This is a genomic window from Frateuria terrea (assembly GCF_900115705.1).
Taxonomy (GTDB): Bacteria; Pseudomonadota; Gammaproteobacteria; order Xanthomonadales; family Rhodanobacteraceae; genus Frateuria_A; species Frateuria_A terrea.
The window spans coordinates 520,104-536,069 of sequence record NZ_FOXL01000002.1 but is presented as its reverse complement, the minus strand read 5'-3'; the positions used below and the strand labels follow the sequence as shown (position 1 = coordinate 536,069).

The following is a 15,966-nucleotide window of genomic DNA, read 5'->3' as shown; positions in this document are numbered from 1 at the left end:
CGCCGGTGAACAGGGCCGATGGTATACCTGCGCGGGGGCAACCTGCGCCTGGAGGACGTGCGCGTCATGCGTTGCGCCTGCGTGCGCCGGATGATGCAATGGGCGCTGTCCACGTAGCGGAGTCACCCATGAAGCACTTGCGCTCGCTGTTCCTGCTGCTGCTCGCCATCGGCCTGTCGGGCTGCGGCTACAACGCCATCCAGCGCCAGGACGAGGCGGTCAAGGCGTCCTGGTCCGAGGTGCTCAACCAGTACCAGCGGCGCGCCGACCTGGTACCGAACCTGGTCAACACGGTCAAGGGCTACGCGCAGCATGAGGAGCGTGTGCTCACCGAGGTCACCAATGCGCGCGCGCGCGTCGGCAGCGTGCAGGTCACCCCGGACATGGTCAACGACGCGCAGAAGCTCAAGCAGTTCCAGCAGGCGCAGGGGGAGCTGTCCAGCGCGCTGTCGCGGCTGATGGTGGTCAGCGAGAACTATCCGAACCTGAAGGCGGACGGCCTGTTCCAGAACCTGCAGGCGCAGCTGGAGGGCACCGAGAACCGCATCACCGTGGCGCGCAACCGCTACGTGCAGGCGGTGCAGCAATACAACTCGATGATCCGCACCTTCCCCAACAACCTCACCGCCAAGATGTTCGGCTACAGCGTGAAGCCGAACTTCACCGTGGAGAACGAGAAGGCCATCTCCACCGCACCGAAGGTGGATTTCGGCACGTCCTCGCCGGCGCCGGCCACCTCGGCCGGGCACTGACATGGTCCCTCGCGCGCCGCGGCTGGCATGGCTGCTGTTCGCTCTGCTGCTTGCGGCAGGCTGCGGCGCGCAGGCGGCCGAGGTGCCTGCGCTCAAGCGCCACGTCACCGACCTGACCGGCACGCTCAGTGCGCAGCAGGTGGACCAGCTCGATGCGAAGCTGGTCGACCTGGAGAAACGCAAGGGTGCGCAGCTGGTCGTGCTGATGATCGGCAGCATCGGTAAGCAGGACATCGAAAGCTTCTCGTTGGCCGTGGCCGAACGGAACAAGGTCGGCCGCAAGGGCACCGACGACGGCGTGCTGCTGCTGGTCGCCAAGGATGACCGGCGCGTGCGCATCGAAGTCGGCTATGGCCTGGAGGGCGCGATTCCCGACGCCGCTACGGCACGGATCATCCGCGAGTACATCGCGCCGAAGTTCCGGGTAGGCGACTACTACGGCGGCATCGCCGATGCGGTCGGTGCGCTGACCCAGTTGATCGACGGCGAACCGCTGCCGCCGCCGGTGCAGGGTGCGCCGCGCGAACACCGCGGCATCGACTTCCAGCAGGCGTTGCTGATCGGCGTGTTCATCGCCTTTTTCCTGCGCAACCTGTTCGGCCGCGCCAACCTGTTCGTGCGCACGCCATTGGGCGCGGGGATCACCGGTGGCGTGCTGTGGCTGATCGCCGCCAGCCTCGGCATGGCGGCGCTGGGCGCGGTGATCGGCGGCGTGCTGATGTTGCTGCCGGGCGGCGGCGGGCGCTCGATCGGGCGCGGTGGCTGGGGCGGTTGGGGAGGCTTCGGCGGAGGCGGTTTCGGGGGCGGCGGATTGGGCGGCGGGAGCGGCTTCGGCGGCGGCGGCGGCGGTTTCAGCGGAGGCGGCGGCAGCTTCGGCGGCGGCGGTTCCTCGGGGAGCTGGTGATGACGCGCACGCAGCGCTTGATGGCCAACCTTTTCGGCGGCTGGTTCCAGCTGCGCCAGCGGTTCCCGGCGATGCTGCTGGACGAGCTGGCTGATGCCGTCGCCGTAGGCGAACGCGACCACATGGGCGAAGTTCGCTTCGCGGTCGAGTCGCGCCTCACCGTGCGCGCCGTCCTGTCCGGCGTGGATGCGCGGATCCGTGCGCAGGAGGTGTTCGCCCAGCTGCGCGTGTGGGACACCGAGGACAACAGCGGTGTACTGATCTACCTGCTGCTGTCCGAACAGCGCATCGAGATCGTCGCCGACCGCGGCATCGCGCGCCGCGTGGCCCAGCCGCAATGGGATGCGGTCTGCGCGCTCATGCGCGAGCACTTCGCCGCCGCCCGCTGGCGCGACGGCAGCCTGGCCGGATTGGCTGCGATCCACGCCCTGCTGCGCGAGCATTTTCCGATGGACGGCCGCGACAAGCACGACGAGTTGCCGGACCGGCCGGTACTGCTTTGAAGAAAGCGGCCGCGATCGGCGGCCGCTTCGTGCCGACGCCGCCTGTCAGGCGCCCTTGCCGATGTGCTTCTCCAGGAACGCCTGTAGCGCATTGTAGAAGTCCACACGGTTCTTCTCGTTGTAGAAGCCATGGCCCTCGCCCGGCCTGCTCATCCATTCGTAGGGCTTGTGCGCGGCGTCGAGCGCGGCGCGCATGGCCTTGGCCTGGGCGAAGGGAGCGCGTTGGTCGTCTTCGCCGTGGACCAGCAGCACTGGCACGTCGATCCGATCGGCCAGCTTGTCAGGCGAATTGGCGTCCAGGTCGGCGTCGTCGCGGCCGATCACGGTGGTCAGGTAGCTGCGCCCGGACCTGCTTTCGCGCACGTCGCCCTTCTTGTACATCATCTTCAGGTCGTACACGCCGGCGTAGCCGATCGCACACTTGAACATGCCCGGTGCGCGGATCACCGTCATCATGGCCGAATAACCGCCGAAGCTGCCGCCGTAGGCGCAGATGCGGGACCGGTCCGCGTAGTGCTGCGCGATCGCCCACCTGACGCCGTCGATCAGGTCCTGCTGGATGCCGGTGCCCCACTTGAGGTAGCCGGCCTCCTGGAAATCCTCGCCGCGGCCACCGGAGCCGCGGTAGTTGACCTGCAGCACCAGGTAGCCGCGGTTGGCAAGGAATTGTGCATCGTCGTCATAGAACCAGTCGCCGCTGATGCCGATGGGACCGCCGTGGGGCAGCAGCACCATCGGCAGGTTGGTCTCGGTGCGGCCGGGCGGCAGGGTGAGGATGGCCTCCAGTTCCCTGCCGTCGCTGGCCTTGAAATGCAGCGGCCGGCGCTCGGCCATCTTCGCCGGATCGATCCACGGCGCCCGGTCGAACAGCTTGCGCACCTTGTAGGTGTGCGTGTCGATGAGGAAGTACGAGCCGGGGTTGCGGTCGCTGGTCACACTGAACAGCAGTTGCCCGCCATCCTCGCTGTAGTCGACGAAGTGCACGTACTGGCCCGGGAACTTCAGGCTGAGTGCGCGATGCAACTTGGCCGCGGGCAGGTTGGGGTCGATGTAGCTGGCCTGTGGCACGCCGGTCTGGTGGGTCGTGGCGAACGGTTGGCGGGGCAGGGCAGTCCATTCGATGTCGCCCACGTTGCCGAAGCCGGCGGAGGCCAGCACCGTGCGGGCCGAGCCCGACTCATCCTGTTCGACCAGCGAGGCCGGGCCGCCCCCGGCATCGTAGTAGGCGTAGATGTGACGTTCGTCCGGAGCGACCTCGACCGGCGAGAAAGTGCCGCCGATCTGCGAGGGCGGCAGCTGCTTCCAGCGGTCGTTCTCGCGGTGGTAGACAACGTAGTTGAAAGCGTCGTTGCGGCCATAGGCATAGCGCGCACGACCGTCGTCACCGATCAGGAAGCCCATGTTGCCGATACCGATGTCGGCGACCAGATGACGGGTGTTGGCGCTGGCGTCGACGTCGTACAGCGCACTGGTGTCGTGCGAGCTCCAACTGGTCGCGGCCATATAGAAATGGCCGTTGGCCTTGTCGGGAAGGCCATCGACGAATCCGAAGCCACGATCGGTGCCGCGTGTGCCGGAGCGCGAACTGAACCGGACTTCGTAGCCGTAGAGGTAGTCCTGGTGCTTGCCGTCGACATCGCTGGCGATGATCTCGCCGGTATAGACGGGCCGGTCGAGCGAGCCGAACTCCTTGCCCTTTTCAACCACCAGCCGGTCGGAGGCGACCCAATAGATGCCGAGCGGAAGCTCGTATTTGGGCAGGTGCAGCATGCTGGCAGGCTTGGACATGTCGCTGATGCGATAGACCACCAACGCATGCGAGTCGCCGTCATCCCAGCGCACGGCCAGATACTGGCCATCCGGAGAAAGCCGCGGCATCGACAGCGGCGGGTGGCGCGCGAAGTCCTCCACGGGCAACAGGTCGGCAGCCATGGCAGCCGGCGCCAGCAGCACGGCAGCGCACAGCACGGCCTGCGTGAATCGGTTCATCATCCCTTTCCCCGTAAGCTCGTTCGCACGCACGACGGCCGGGAGCACGACCGCCGGCCGGCGGCGTCCCCACGCCGCTCGCGTCCAGCGCATTCTAGTGACGGCGAACGACGAGCCGGAAGGGTCTGCGCTGGCCGGGCGGGCCCGGCTACACTTGGTCTTTGCCCACAGCCTGCCGCTTATGACCCAGCCTTTCACCGTCCAGTTCGATCCGGTCGCCTTCCACGTCGGGCCCGTGCAGGTGCACTGGTACGGCCTGATGTATCTCCTGGGATTCCTGGGCGCGGGCCTGCTGGGCGAACGGCGACGCCAGCAGGGCAGGCTGCCGGTAAGCCGCGACGCGCTGAGCGACCTGGCCTTCTACGCGATGCTGGGCATCATCGTCGGCGGGCGCGTCTGGTACATGCTGTTCTACTACGCCGGCGGCCTGCACTGGATCTGGACCGAGCCACTGGCGTTGTTCAAGGTGTGGGACGGCGGCATGAGCTTCCACGGCGGCCTGATCGGCGTGCTGGCGGCCGCCTGGTGGTGGTCGCGGCGGCACCGGCTGCATTTCTTCGACACCATGGACTTCGTCGCGCCGCTGGTCCCGCTGGGCCTGGGTCTGGGGCGGCTGGGCAACTTCATCAACGGCGAGCTGTGGGGCAAGCCCGGCAGCGTGGCGTGGGCGATGATCTTCCCGAACGCGCACATGGAGGACGTGCAACTGGTGCGTGACCAGCCGGCGCTGGCGCAACAGCTGGCGCAGTACGGCGGGCTGCCGCGGCACCCCTCGCAGTTGTACGAAATGGCGCTGGAGGGCGTGGTGATGTTCGCGGTGCTGTGGCTGGTATCGATGAAGCCGCGTCCGCGCTACCTGGTCTCCGGACTGTTCGCGCTGATGTACGGTTGCTTCCGCTTCGCCGTGGAGTTCGTGCGCGTGCCCGATCCGCAACTGGGCTACCTGGCGTGGGGCTGGCTGACCATGGGGCAGGTGCAGTCGTTGCCGCTGATCGTGGTCGGGCTGGTGCTGGTGGCGCTGTCGCGGCGGGCGCCGACGCTGGTGCCCGCCGCGCATTGAGTCCTTCCGGAAGGGGGGCTTCAGCCCACCCTGGCTCCCGGGCTGGCGGACGAAGGACCTGAAGCCCGCCTCCGCATGGCTGGGCTAGAAGTTGCTGTCGCCGCCGATCAGGTCACCCAGGCCGCCGAGGATCGAGCCCTCGCCGCGGCGCTGGCCGCCGCCCTGCGGCGCTGCCGCGAGCATGCGCCCGGCCATGCGCGAGAACGGCAGCGACTGCAGCCACACCTTGCCCGGGCCGGTCAGCGAGGCGAGGAACACGCCTTCGCCGCCGAACAGCATGCTCTTGATGCCGCCGACCGGGTGCACGTCCATGCTCACCGTGTCGTGGAAGGCGACCACGCAGCCGGTGTCGACATCCAGCCGTTCGCCGGCCTTCAGGTCGCGCTCGACCACGGTGCCGCCGGCGTGCACGAACACCCAGCCGTCGCCCTCGAGCTTCTGCATGATGAAGCCCTCGCCGCCGAACAGGCCGGTGAGGATCTTGCGCTGGAAATAGATGCCCAGCTGCACGCCGCGCGCGCCGGCCAGGAACGAATCCTTCTGGCAGATCAGCCGCCCGCCGTGCTCGGACAGCTTCATTGCCATCACGGTCCCGGGGTAGGGCGCGGCAAAGGCGACCTTGGCCTTGCCGCTGCCGGTGTGGGTGAACACAGTGGTGAACAAACTCTCGCCGGTGATGACGCGCCTGCCGGCGGACATCAGCTTGCCCATCAGGCCGCCGCCCTGGCTGGCGCTGGAGCCGTCGCCGAACACCGTATCCATCTGCACTGCCGATTCCTTGTACATCAGCGCGCCGGCCTCGGCGATGGCGCTCTCGCCCGGGTCGAGCTCGACCTCGACGAACTGCATGTCGTTGCCGACGATGCGGTAGTCGACTTCGTCCGAGGCGCCGTAGCGGCCGGCCGGCACCGGCGGCGGCGCCACGGCCACTGCGGTGGAAGGCTGGAACACGCTGTGGATCGGCCGCCACTCGCCGAAGCCTTCCTTCCAGCAGTAGCCGTCCGGCCGGCTGCGCGCCTGGGCACGGGCGGCCTCGTCGTCGAGCGGACCGATGCGTTCATTGTTGCCGTAGCTGAAATACCACTGCGTCATGTTGGCCGTCCCTTGGTGGAAGGGCCCGAGTCTAGGCCGGCGGGCGGGCGCCGGGGGAGTGACCGTTGTCATGGGGATGGGTTGGGCACGCTATCCTTGCCGCATGCGCGCCTACCTCGACCTGCTCGACCACGTCCTCCACCACGGCACCGACAAGACCGACCGTACCGGCACCGGCACGAAAAGCGTGTTCGGCTGGCAGATGCGCTTCGACCTCGGCGAGGGCTTTCCGCTGGTCACCACCAAGAAGGTGCACTGGAAATCGGTGGTACACGAGCTGATCTGGTTCCTGCGCGGCGACACCAACGTCGCCTATCTGAAGGAGCACGGCGTCAGCATCTGGGACGAGTGGGCCGATGCACAGGGCAACCTCGGTCCGGTCTACGGCAAGCAGTGGCGCGCCTGGCCGACGGCCGATGGCGGTGCGGTCGACCAGATCCGCTGGGTGGTGGACGAGATCCGCCGCAATCCCGATTCGCGCCGCCTGATCGTCAGCGCGTGGAACGTGGGCGAACTGCCGAAGATGGCGCTGATGCCCTGCCACACGCTGTTCCAGTTCTACGTCGCCGACGGCAAACTCTCCTGCCAGCTCTACCAGCGCTCGGGCGACATCTTCCTGGGCGTGCCGTTCAACATCGCCAGCTACGCACTGCTCACCCACATGGTGGCGCAGGTGTGCGGGCTGGGCGTGGGCGACTTCGTGCACACGCTCGGCGATGCGCACCTGTACAGCAACCATCTGGAACAGGCGCGCCTGCAGCTTGGCCGCGAGCCACGTCCGTTGCCGCGCGTGGTGCTCAATCCCCAGGTGCAGACGCTGGAGGATTTTCGCTTCGAGGACATCGCTCTGGAGGGGTATGCGCCGCATCCGGCGATCAAGGCACCAGTCGCGGTGTAGGCAGCCGCAGGGCGCGAGCGTCGGGTGGGTCCGGCCCACCAAGCAAACCTTATTGGCCTGATGCCTGCCCTAGGTTTCGCCGCTCAACAGCGCTCGCATTGCCGATCCATCGCGCAGCGTCGCGAACGGCGTCACCGGAGCCGGCGGTTGCGCCGGTGCCTGCAAGGTCTTCTGCCACACGCCCACATCCCACCAGCGGCCAAGCTTGTAGCCGCTCTGCCGCCACACGCCGGCCGACTCGAATCCCATCGCCTCGTGTATCCGCACGCTCGCTTCGCCCGGCAGGGTGATCACCCCGACCGCCTGGTTGATGCCTTGCAGCCGCATGGTCTCCAGCAGGACGCCGTACAGGTGCCGGGCGATGCCGTGGCGCCGGGCGTCCTCGCGCACGTAGATCGAGGTTTCGGCGATCCAGTCGTACGCCGCGCGCTCGCGGAACCGGCTGGCGTAGGCATAGGCCAGCACTTCGCCAGCGTGTTCCCACACCAGCCAGGGATAGTGCGCCAGGCGGGTGGCGATCCTTTCGCGCATCGCCGGCACGCCCGGCGGGGATGTTTCGAACGTGGCCACGCCGTGGGTGACGCAAGGCGCGTAGATCGCGTGGACGGCTGCGGCGTCCTCGGCACAGGCGATGCGGATGGCCATGGTCCGCTCAGAGCTCGCGCAGGTAGTAGCGGTCGCAGCCGTGGTGGCCGGTCCCGCCCATCGCCTGGCAGATCGGCGCAAATCCGCTGCGCCGGTAAAGCACCTGTGCGGCGTCCATGCCGGTGAGGGTTTCCAGGTAGCAGCGGCGGTAGCCCAGCGCGCGCGCCGCGTCCAGGCAGCGCTGCATCATCGCCGTGCCGGCGCCGACGCCGCGCGCCTGCGGCAGGAAATACATCTTGCGCAGCTCGCACACGTCCGGCTCGCCGCCCTCCAGCGGAGCCACGCCGGCGCCGCCGATGACCACGCCCTCGCGCTCGACCACGAAATAGGCGCAGCCGGCCCGCGCGTAGGCTCCGGCCATGTGCCCCACCTCCGGATCGTGGATGGCGAAGCCGGGGCCGTCGGCGCCGAACTCGGGCATCACGGTGCGGATGATCGACGCCACGGCTGCGTCGTCGCGGGGCTCGATGGGGCGGATCAGGAAGCTGTCGGTCATTGGTCGGGGGGGCTTGCTGTCGTGGAATGTCGGGTATCAGGCGGCCGTGCGCGCACGGGTGACGCGGCTGGCCGTTTCCTTGTGCAGCTGGGCCGAGAGCCAGGCGCCGGTAGCGACGAGCAGGTCCAGGTCGACGCCGGTGTGCAGCCCCATGCCCTCGAGCATGTAGGCCACGTCCTCGGTCGCCACGTTGCCGGTGGCGCCCTTCGCATAAGGGCAACCACCCGTGCCGGAGACCGCGCTGTCGACTACGCGCACACCCTCCTCCAGGCAGGCAAGGATGTTCGCCAGCGCCTGGCCGTAGGTGTCGTGGAAGTGCACCGCCAGCGCATGCATCGGCACCGCCTGCGCGACCGCGCGCAGCATCGCGCGCGCCTTGGCCGGCGTGCCTACGCCGATGGTGTCGCCCAGCGATATCTCGTAGCAGCCCAGCGCGCGCAGCCGCTCGGCCACGCGCACCACGTCCGTGACCGGGACCGCACCCTGGTAGGGGCAACCAAGCACGGTGGAGACATAGCCGCGTACTGCCACGCCGTCGGCGCGAGCACGCTCGAGCACCGGCATGAAACGCTCGATCGATTCGTCGATCGAAGCGTTGATGTTCTTGCGGTTGAACGCCTCGCTGGCCGCGGTGAACACCGCGATCTCCTGCGCCCCGACCGCCCGTGCGCGCTCGTAGCCCTGCAGGTTGGGCACCAGCACCGGGTAGCGCACGCCGGGCACCTTGCGGATCCCGGTGAACACCTCGGCCGCGTCGGCCAACTGCGGAACCCACCTGGGGCTGACGAAGCTGGTCGCCTCGATGGTGCCAAGGCCGGTGGAAGACAGGCGGTCGATCAGCGCGATCTTCACCTCGGCCGGCAGCAGGGTCTTTTCGTTCTGCAAGCCGTCGCGGGCGCCGACTTCGACGATCCGGACGGTATCGACGGGGGCGGTCATGGCGGCTCCGGGTGCGGGGAAGCCCCCACTTTAGCCGGTCGACCGCCCGGCGAGGACAGACCACCCCGCAGGCTGGCTTTGCCCCGGACTCCTCCGTATAATCGCCGGTTCGACCCACACGGACGGGTCGTGAACCGATGTCGGCAGGACGGAAAGCGTGGCTCGCGGGTCACCGCCGAATCAGTCAGAAACCGGGCAATCAAGCCCACCCAGGAGCATTCCCATGCCCAAGATCAAGACCAACCGGGCGGCCGCGAAGCGTTTTCGCAAGACCGCCTCGGGCAAGTTCAAGGCCGGTCACGCCTTCAAGTCGCACATCCTGACCAAGAAGTCGACCAAGCGTAAGCGCAACCTGCGCGCCACCAACCACGTCAAGGCGTGCGACACCAAGGGTGTGGCTCGCATGTTGCCGTACGTCTAAGGGAAGGAGAACACCATGGCTCGTGTAAAGCGTGGCGTTACCGCCCGTCGTCGTCACAAGAAGATCATCGGCCGCGCGAAGGGCTACTACAACGCCCGTCGCAAGGTCTTCCGCGTTGCCAACCAGGCCGTCATCAAGGCCGGCCAGTACGCGTACATCGGTCGCAAGCAGCGCAAGCGCCAGTTCCGCGCGCTGTGGATCGTGCGCATCAACGCCGCGGCGCGTCAGTTCGGCCTGTCCTACAGCCGCCTGATCAATGGCCTGTCCAAGGCCGGCATCACGATCGACCGCAAGGTGCTGGCGGACATCGCCGTGCACGACATCAAGGCGTTTGGCGCCATCGCGGAAAAGGCGAAGGCCAGCCTGGCCGCTTGATCGTCGTCACCGACGGTATGCTGTAAATCAAGCGGGGAGAAGGCCAACGCCTTCTCCCCGTTTTTATTTAATAACGTTGCTTCTCGCGTTGGCCTCCTCTCCCCTCCGGGGAGAGGATTGAGGTGAGGGGGACAAGGCTTGCCTTGGGCTCCATCAAAGCCGCTTTCGATCGCGGCAACAACGCTAGAGCAGCCCCTCACCCCAACCCTCTCCCCGGAGGGGAGAGGGGCTAGAAGCCAAAGCGGAACTCGCACCGATGGACGATCTGGAAAGCCGCGCAACTCAGGCCTTGGCCGACATAGACGCCGCCGCCACGCTCGACGCACTGGAAGCCTTGCGTGTCGGCCTGCTCGGCAAGGGCGGCATCGTCACCGCTGCGCTGAAATCGCTCGGCACCCTCGCTCCGGACGAGCGCAAGGTCCGCGGTGCCGAGGTAAATCGCGTCAAGGACCGCCTCGCCGACGCTCTTGCCTCCCGCAAGCAGTCGCTGGAGCAGGCCGAGCTCGACCGCCGCCTGGACTCCGAAAAGCTCGACATCACCCTGCCGGGCCGCGACGGTGAGCGTGGCGGCATCCATCCGATCACCCGCGCGCTCGAGCGCATCGCGGCGATCTTCGCCAGGCTGGGCTACCAGCGCGCCGAGGGGCCGGAGATCGAGGACGACTGGCACAACTTCGAGGCGCTCAACTTCCCGCCGCACCATCCGGCGCGCGCCATGCACGACACCTTCTACTTCGGTGACGGGCGCCTGTTGCGCACGCACACCTCCCCGGTGCAGATCCGCTCGATGCAGGGCCGCCAGCCGCCGATCCGCATCATCGCGCCGGGCAAGGTCTACCGCAGCGACTCGGACCAGACCCATTCGCCGATGTTCCACCAGATCGAGGGTCTGCTGGTCGACGAGACTTCCAGCTTCGCTGATCTGAAAGGCACGCTGGCCGAGTTCGTGCGCGCGTTCTTCGAACGCGACTTCGAGATGCGTTTCCGGCCCAGCTACTTCCCCTTCACCGAACCCTCGGCCGAGGTGGACATCCGCTGGGAAACGGAAGACGGCCAGAGCCGCTGGCTGGAGGTGCTCGGCTGCGGCATGGTCCATCCGAACGTGCTGGCCAACTGCGGCATCGACCCGGAGCGCTACACCGGCTTCGCCTTCGGCCTGGGCGTGGAGCGCTTCGCCATGCTGCGCTATGGCGTCTCGGACCTGCGCGCGTTCTTCGAGAACGACCTGCGCTTCCTCAAGCAGTTCGCGTAAGCCGGCAAGGAAAACGTACCGATGAAATTCTCCGAGAACTGGCTGCGCGAGCTGGTCGAGATCCAGGCCGACCGCGCCCAACTGGCCCATGCGCTGACCATGGCCGGGCTGGAAGTGGAAGAACTGACCGCGCTGGGCGAAGGCCTGGCCGGTGTGGTGGTAGGCGAGATCGTCTCCGCCGAGAAGCATCCGGAAGCCGATCGACTGAGGATCTGCAAGGTCGCCACCGGGCAGGGCGAGCCGCTGCAGATCGTCTGCGGCGCGCCCAACGCACGCGTGGGCCTGAAGGCTCCGCTGGCGATGGTCGGCGCCGTGCTGCCCGGCGACATCAGGATCAAGGCCGCGAGGCTGCGCGGCGTGGAATCGGCCGGCATGCTGTGCTCGGCCAAGGAGCTGGGCATCGACGCCGACGCCTCCGGCTTGCTGGAGCTGCCGGCCGATGCGCCGGTCGGCCAGCCACTGGCGACGCTCCTGGGCCTGCCCGACGCCAGCATCGAACTCAAGCTCACCCCGAACCGTCCCGATTGCCTGGGACTCGTCGGCCTGGCGCACGACGTGGCCGCACTGTTCGGCAGCCGCGTGCTGGTGCCGGTGCAGGCGCCGGCACCGGTGACCTCCGACGCGCGCCGCGGCATCCGCCTGGAAGCCGGCAAGGATGCGCCGCGCTACCTCGGCCGCGTGATCGAAGGCATCGATGCTTCGGCGCGCTCGCCGCTGTGGTTGGCCGAACGCCTGCGCCGGGCCGGCTTGCGCCCGATCAGCGCGGTGGTCGACGTGACCAACTACGTGATGCTGGAGCTGGGCCAGCCCTTGCACGCGTTCGACAACGACACGCTCGAAGGCGACATCGTCGTGCGCCATGCACGCGCCGGCGAGACGCTGAAACTGCTCGACGGCAACGAGGCGAAGCTGGACGATGGCTTCCTGCTCATCGCCGACGACAGCAAGGGGCTGGCCGTCGCCGGCGTGATGGGCGGCCACCACTCGCGCGTCACCGACGCCACGCGCAACATCTTCCTGGAAGCGGCGCACTTCGCGCCGGCCGCGATCATGGGCCGCGCGCGCAAACTCGGCCTGCACACCGACGCCTCTCACCGCTTCGAGCGCGGCGTCGACCCGGAACTGCCGCGTCGCGCGCTGGAGCGCGCGACCGAACTGTTGCTTTCCATCGCTGGCGGCAACGCCGGTCCGGTGCTGGCGGCCGAGAACCCGGCCGACCTGCCGCAGCCCGCCACGGTCGTCCTGCGTCGTGCGCGCCTGGCGCGCGTGCTGGGCCTTCCCGTGCCGAACGAGGAGGTCACGCGGATCTTTACTGCGCTAGGCATGACGGTGCACCCGACCGCAGACGGCTGGCAGGTGACCGCGCCGACCAGCCGCTTCGACATCGAGCGCGAGGAGGACCTCATCGAGGAGGTCGCGCGCGTTTACGGCTACGACCGTATCCCGACGCACACGCCCGCCGGCGCGCTCACCCTCGCGCCCGAGCCCGAGGCGCGCATCGGCGAGCTCCCGCTGCGCGAACAGCTCGCCGCACGCGGCTACTACGAGGCGGTCAACCTGTCTTTCGTCAGCGCCGAGTTGCTTGCGCGCTGGGGCTACACGCAAAACCTGGTGCCGCTGGCCAATCCACTGTCGGCAGACCTGGCGGTGATGCGCCCCTCGCTGCTGCCCGGCCTGGTCGAGGCGTTGCGCCACAACCGCGCGCGCCAGCAGGACCGCGTGCGGCTGTTCGAGGTGGCCCGCGTGTTCGCGGCCGGTGACCCGCCGGTGGAAACCCCCAGCCTGGCCATCGCCGCCTGCGGCAGTGCACATGCCGAGCAATGGGCCGAACCCATCCGCCCGCTCGACTTCTTCGATCTCAAAGGTGAGCTGGACGCGCTGCTCGCATGGGGCGGCGAGCCCGGACGTTGGTCGTGGCATGCCGATGGCCTGCCGGCATGGCTGCACCCGGGCCGCGGTGCGCGCGTCGCTCGCGACGGCGAGACGGTGGGTTACCTTGGCGCGCTGCACCCGCAGCTGGCCAGGGCGCTGGACCTGGGCCCGGACGTGCACGTCCTGGAAGTGGCCCTGGCGCCGCTGCTGGACCGTTGGCTGCCGAAGGCGCGACCGGTGGCGCGGTACCCCTCGGTTCGTCGCGACATTGCCGTCGAGTTCCCCGAAGATGTGTGCTGGTCACAGATCGAACAGGCCGTTCGCGGCACCCTCGGCAGCGTGCTCAAAGAGCTCCGGCTGTTCGATCGCTACAGTGGCAAAGGCGTCGATATGGGCCGAAAGAGTCTCGCTATGGGCTTGATTTTGCAGGACGCTTCACGCACGCTTACCGACGACGACGCGGACCGCTGCGTGCGTGATGCGGTAGCTGCGTTGGAGTCCACATGCAAGGCAAAGTTGCGAGGCTGAGATGGCGCTGACCAAGGCGGAGATGGCCGAGCGCCTTTTCCTCGAGGTGGGCCTCAACAAGCGTGAGGCGAAGGAGTTCGTGGACGCCTATTTCGAGGTCGTCCGCGAAGCGTTGGAAAGGGGCGAGCAGGTGAAGCTGTCGGGTTTCGGCAACTTCGACCTGCGTCAGAAGAACCAGCGACCGGGCCGCAACCCCAAGACGGGCGAGGAGATTCCGATTTCCGCCCGCCGCGTGGTGACGTTCCGTCCGGGGCAGAAACTCAAGGTGCGAGTCGAGAGCTATGCTGGACCAAGGGAATAACACCGAACTGCCCGCCATCCCGGCCAAGCGCTACTTCACCATCGGTGAGGTCAGCGAGCTGTGCGGGGTCAAACCGCACGTGCTGCGCTACTGGGAGCAGGAATTTCCCGCGCTCAACCCGGTCAAGCGCCGTGGCAACCGCCGCTACTACCAGCGCCACGACGTGTTGATGATCCGCCAGATTCGCGGCCTGCTGTACGACGAGGGCTTCACCATCACCGGCGCCCGCGCGCGGCTGGAAGGCCCGCAGGCGCGCATGGAGTCGAGCATCTCCCACCAGATCGTGCGCCAGGTGCGCATGGAGCTGGAGGAAATCCTGAGCTTGCTGCGTCGCTGACGCTTCCGGACGGGACCGTTCAGCTGCTAGACTTGTCGTCTTGCCGAAGCATCGGGGCGTAGCGCAGCCTGGTAGCGCATCTGCCTGGGGGGCAGAGGGTCGTCGGTTCGAATCCGGCCGCCCCGACCAATTCGGAGTACGAAAAAGGGCGCCTCGGCGCCTTTTTCATTGGCGGTCGATACGCCGCGTCTAGTTCGCGTCCGCATCCCCTCCTTCAGGGAGAGGGCGACAGGCCGGAGAGGGTGCCGGCGGAGCAGGGCCCCCCGATCGGCCACAGCCGCGGCAGCGCGCAATCAATACAGTACGCGCGCTCGCAACGTGCCCGGAATCGCTGCCATCCGCTCCTTCAGCGCTTGCGCCTGCGCCACGTCGGCCGACACGTCGATCACCACATAACCCACCTCCGCGTCGGTCTGCAGGAACTGCGCGTCGATGTTGAGGTTGCCCGCCGAGAACAGCTCGTTGATGCGCGAGAGCGTGCCGGGTACGTTGCGGTGGATGTGCAGCAGGCGGCGGCTGTGTGGATGCTCCGGCAGCGAAACCTCGGGAAAGTTCACCGCCGAGAGCGTCGAGCCGTTGTCGCTGTAGCGCACCAGCTTGCTGGCCACTTCCACGCCGATGTTGTCCTGCGCCTCGAGCGTGCTGCCTCCGATGTGCGGGGTGAGAATGACGTTGTCCATGCCCACCAGCGGCGAGACGAAGGCATCGCCGTTGGCCTTGGGCTCGGCCGGGAACACGTCCACCGCCGCCCCGCCCAGATGGCCCTTGAACAGCGCAGCGGCCAGCGCGTCGATGTCTACTACGCTGCCGCGCGAGGCATTGATGAGCAACGATCCGGACCGCATGCAGGCGAGCTGTTCCGCGCCGATCATCATGCGCGTGGCCGGCGTGTCGGGCACGTGCAGCGTGACCACGTCGGCGCTCTCCAGCAGGTCCTCCAGGCTGGCGGCGGCGTGCGCGTTGCCGAGCGCGAGCTTGGCCTCGATGTCGTGGAAAATCACGCGCATGCCCATGCTCTCGGCCAGCACGCCGACCTGCGTCCCGATGTGGCCGTAGCCGACGATGCCCAGCACCTTGCCGCGCGCCTCGTAGCTGCCCAGCGCCGACTTGGACCAGCCGCCGCGGTGGCACTGCATGTTCTTCTGCGGGATGCCGCGCAGCAGCATGATCGCCTCGGCGACCACCAGCTCGGCCACGCTGCGGGTATTGGAATAGGGCGCGTTGAAGACCGGCACACCGAGCCGGCGCGCCGCGCCCAGGTCGACCTGGTTGGTGCCGATGCAGAAGCAGCCGACCGCGATCAGGCGCCGCGCATGTTCGAGCACCTCCGGCGTGAGCTGGGTGCGCGAGCGGATGCCCACGATGTGCGCCTCGGCCAGGCGCGCCTTGAGCTCGGCTTCCGGCAGCGCCTTCGGATGCGCCTCGACCTGGCTGTAGCCGGCCTGGCGGAAAGTCTCCTCGGCGCTGCGGCTGAGGCCTTCGAGCAGGAGTACGCGGATGTCCTGCTTGGGGAAGGAGGTCTTCATGCGTGCGGGTCCGTGCCGGGGCGAAGACCTACTATGCCAGAGCTTTCGGCGCTTTGCGGCAGTGCAGCACTGGACC

General features: G+C 67.9%; 17 protein-coding genes and 1 tRNA gene. 12 read left to right on the top strand and 6 right to left on the bottom strand.

Features of this window, described 5'->3' with window-relative positions:
• The first annotated feature begins 128 nt into the window (after positions 1-128).
• Genes BMZ38_RS02495 through BMZ38_RS02485 form a run of 3 tightly spaced genes read left to right on the top strand, consistent with a single transcriptional unit; the run spans position 129 to position 2,159 of the window.
• Positions 129-752 carry a LemA family protein gene (locus tag BMZ38_RS02495; protein ID WP_091333697.1) on the top strand — a complete coding sequence of 208 codons (624 nt, stop codon included), beginning with the start codon at positions 129-131 and terminating at the stop codon, positions 750-752.
• 1 nt (position 753) lies between these two features.
• Positions 754-1,656 (top strand): TPM domain-containing protein, encoded by a 903-nt coding sequence (locus tag BMZ38_RS02490; RefSeq protein ID WP_091333695.1) that lies wholly within the window; start codon positions 754-756, stop codon positions 1,654-1,656.
• Positions 1,656-2,159, top strand: coding sequence for a TPM domain-containing protein (locus BMZ38_RS02485; protein WP_091333693.1), 504 nt, complete (start codon positions 1,656-1,658; stop codon positions 2,157-2,159). The genes BMZ38_RS02490 and BMZ38_RS02485 overlap by 1 nt, the downstream gene beginning before the upstream one ends.
• Positions 2,160-2,204: 45 nt before the next feature.
• Here the strand turns inward: BMZ38_RS02485 and BMZ38_RS02480 are convergent, their stop codons facing one another.
• Positions 2,205-4,148: an alpha/beta hydrolase family protein gene (locus BMZ38_RS02480; protein ID WP_091334343.1), complete on the bottom strand. Its 1,944-nt coding sequence runs from the start codon at positions 4,146-4,148 to the stop codon at positions 2,205-2,207.
• A 181-nt stretch (positions 4,149-4,329) separates the two neighbouring features.
• Here BMZ38_RS02480 and lgt point away from each other — a divergent pair, with 181 nt between their 5' ends.
• Positions 4,330-5,208: a prolipoprotein diacylglyceryl transferase gene (gene lgt / locus BMZ38_RS02475; protein ID WP_091333691.1), complete on the top strand. Its 879-nt coding sequence runs from the start codon at positions 4,330-4,332 to the stop codon at positions 5,206-5,208.
• 84 nt (positions 5,209-5,292) lie between these two features.
• On the opposite strand, the gene BMZ38_RS02470 is transcribed toward lgt, so the two are convergent.
• A complete protein-coding gene (locus BMZ38_RS02470) occupies positions 5,293-6,300 on the bottom strand; it encodes a TIGR00266 family protein (protein ID WP_091333689.1) in 1,008 nt (335 codons plus the stop codon).
• Positions 6,301-6,403: 103 nt separating this feature from the next.
• On the opposite strand from BMZ38_RS02470, the gene BMZ38_RS02465 reads away from it, so the two are divergent.
• Positions 6,404-7,198, top strand: a complete 795-nt coding sequence (locus tag BMZ38_RS02465; protein WP_091333687.1) for a thymidylate synthase — start codon at positions 6,404-6,406, stop codon at positions 7,196-7,198.
• A 69-nt stretch (positions 7,199-7,267) separates the two neighbouring features.
• Here the strand turns inward: BMZ38_RS02465 and BMZ38_RS02460 are convergent, their stop codons facing one another.
• The 3 genes from BMZ38_RS02460 to BMZ38_RS02450 are packed head-to-tail and all read right to left on the bottom strand — an operon-like array spanning position 7,268 to position 9,278.
• On the bottom strand, positions 7,268-7,843 hold the full coding sequence (locus BMZ38_RS02460) for a GNAT family N-acetyltransferase (RefSeq protein ID WP_091333684.1): 576 nt from the start codon (positions 7,841-7,843) through the stop codon (positions 7,268-7,270).
• Positions 7,844-7,850: 7 nt separating this feature from the next.
• Positions 7,851-8,339, bottom strand: coding sequence for a GNAT family N-acetyltransferase (locus BMZ38_RS02455; protein WP_091333683.1), 489 nt, complete (start codon positions 8,337-8,339; stop codon positions 7,851-7,853).
• Between the two features lie 36 nt (positions 8,340-8,375).
• Positions 8,376-9,278 carry a hydroxymethylglutaryl-CoA lyase gene (locus BMZ38_RS02450; RefSeq protein WP_091333681.1) on the bottom strand — a complete coding sequence of 301 codons (903 nt, stop codon included), beginning with the start codon at positions 9,276-9,278 and terminating at the stop codon, positions 8,376-8,378.
• A gap of 223 nt (positions 9,279-9,501) precedes the next feature.
• Between BMZ38_RS02450 and rpmI the strand changes: the two genes are divergently transcribed.
• From rpmI to BMZ38_RS02415, 7 genes are all read left to right on the top strand, one after another.
• Positions 9,502-9,699, top strand: coding sequence for a 50S ribosomal protein L35 (gene rpmI, locus BMZ38_RS02445; protein WP_026635107.1), 198 nt, complete (start codon positions 9,502-9,504; stop codon positions 9,697-9,699).
• A 15-nt stretch (positions 9,700-9,714) separates the two neighbouring features.
• Complete coding sequence (rplT, locus tag BMZ38_RS02440) at positions 9,715-10,074, top strand: 50S ribosomal protein L20 (protein ID WP_091333679.1); 360 nt, start codon at positions 9,715-9,717, stop codon at positions 10,072-10,074.
• 256 nt (positions 10,075-10,330) lie between these two features.
• Positions 10,331-11,326 carry a phenylalanine--tRNA ligase subunit alpha gene (gene pheS, locus BMZ38_RS02435; protein ID WP_091333677.1) on the top strand — a complete coding sequence of 332 codons (996 nt, stop codon included), beginning with the start codon at positions 10,331-10,333 and terminating at the stop codon, positions 11,324-11,326.
• 21 nt (positions 11,327-11,347) lie between these two features.
• The gene (pheT, locus tag BMZ38_RS02430; protein ID WP_091333675.1) at positions 11,348-13,726 is read left to right on the top strand and encodes a phenylalanine--tRNA ligase subunit beta; all 2,379 of its coding nucleotides are present in this window, start codon (positions 11,348-11,350) and stop codon (positions 13,724-13,726) included.
• Between the two features lies 1 nt (position 13,727).
• Entirely contained in the window at positions 13,728-14,027 is a 300-nt protein-coding gene (gene ihfA / locus BMZ38_RS02425; RefSeq protein WP_091333672.1) for an integration host factor subunit alpha, read from the top strand.
• Positions 14,008-14,364 (top strand): MerR family transcriptional regulator, encoded by a 357-nt coding sequence (locus BMZ38_RS02420; RefSeq protein ID WP_091333664.1) that lies wholly within the window; start codon positions 14,008-14,010, stop codon positions 14,362-14,364. The genes ihfA and BMZ38_RS02420 overlap by 20 nt, the downstream gene beginning before the upstream one ends.
• Before the next feature lie 52 nt (positions 14,365-14,416).
• Positions 14,417-14,493: transfer RNA gene (locus BMZ38_RS02415), tRNA-Pro, on the top strand.
• Between the two features lie 164 nt (positions 14,494-14,657).
• Here the strand turns inward: BMZ38_RS02415 and serA are convergent.
• Positions 14,658-15,890 (bottom strand): phosphoglycerate dehydrogenase, encoded by a 1,233-nt coding sequence (gene serA / locus BMZ38_RS02410; RefSeq protein ID WP_091333661.1) that lies wholly within the window; start codon positions 15,888-15,890, stop codon positions 14,658-14,660.
• Positions 15,891-15,966 lie beyond the last annotated feature (76 nt).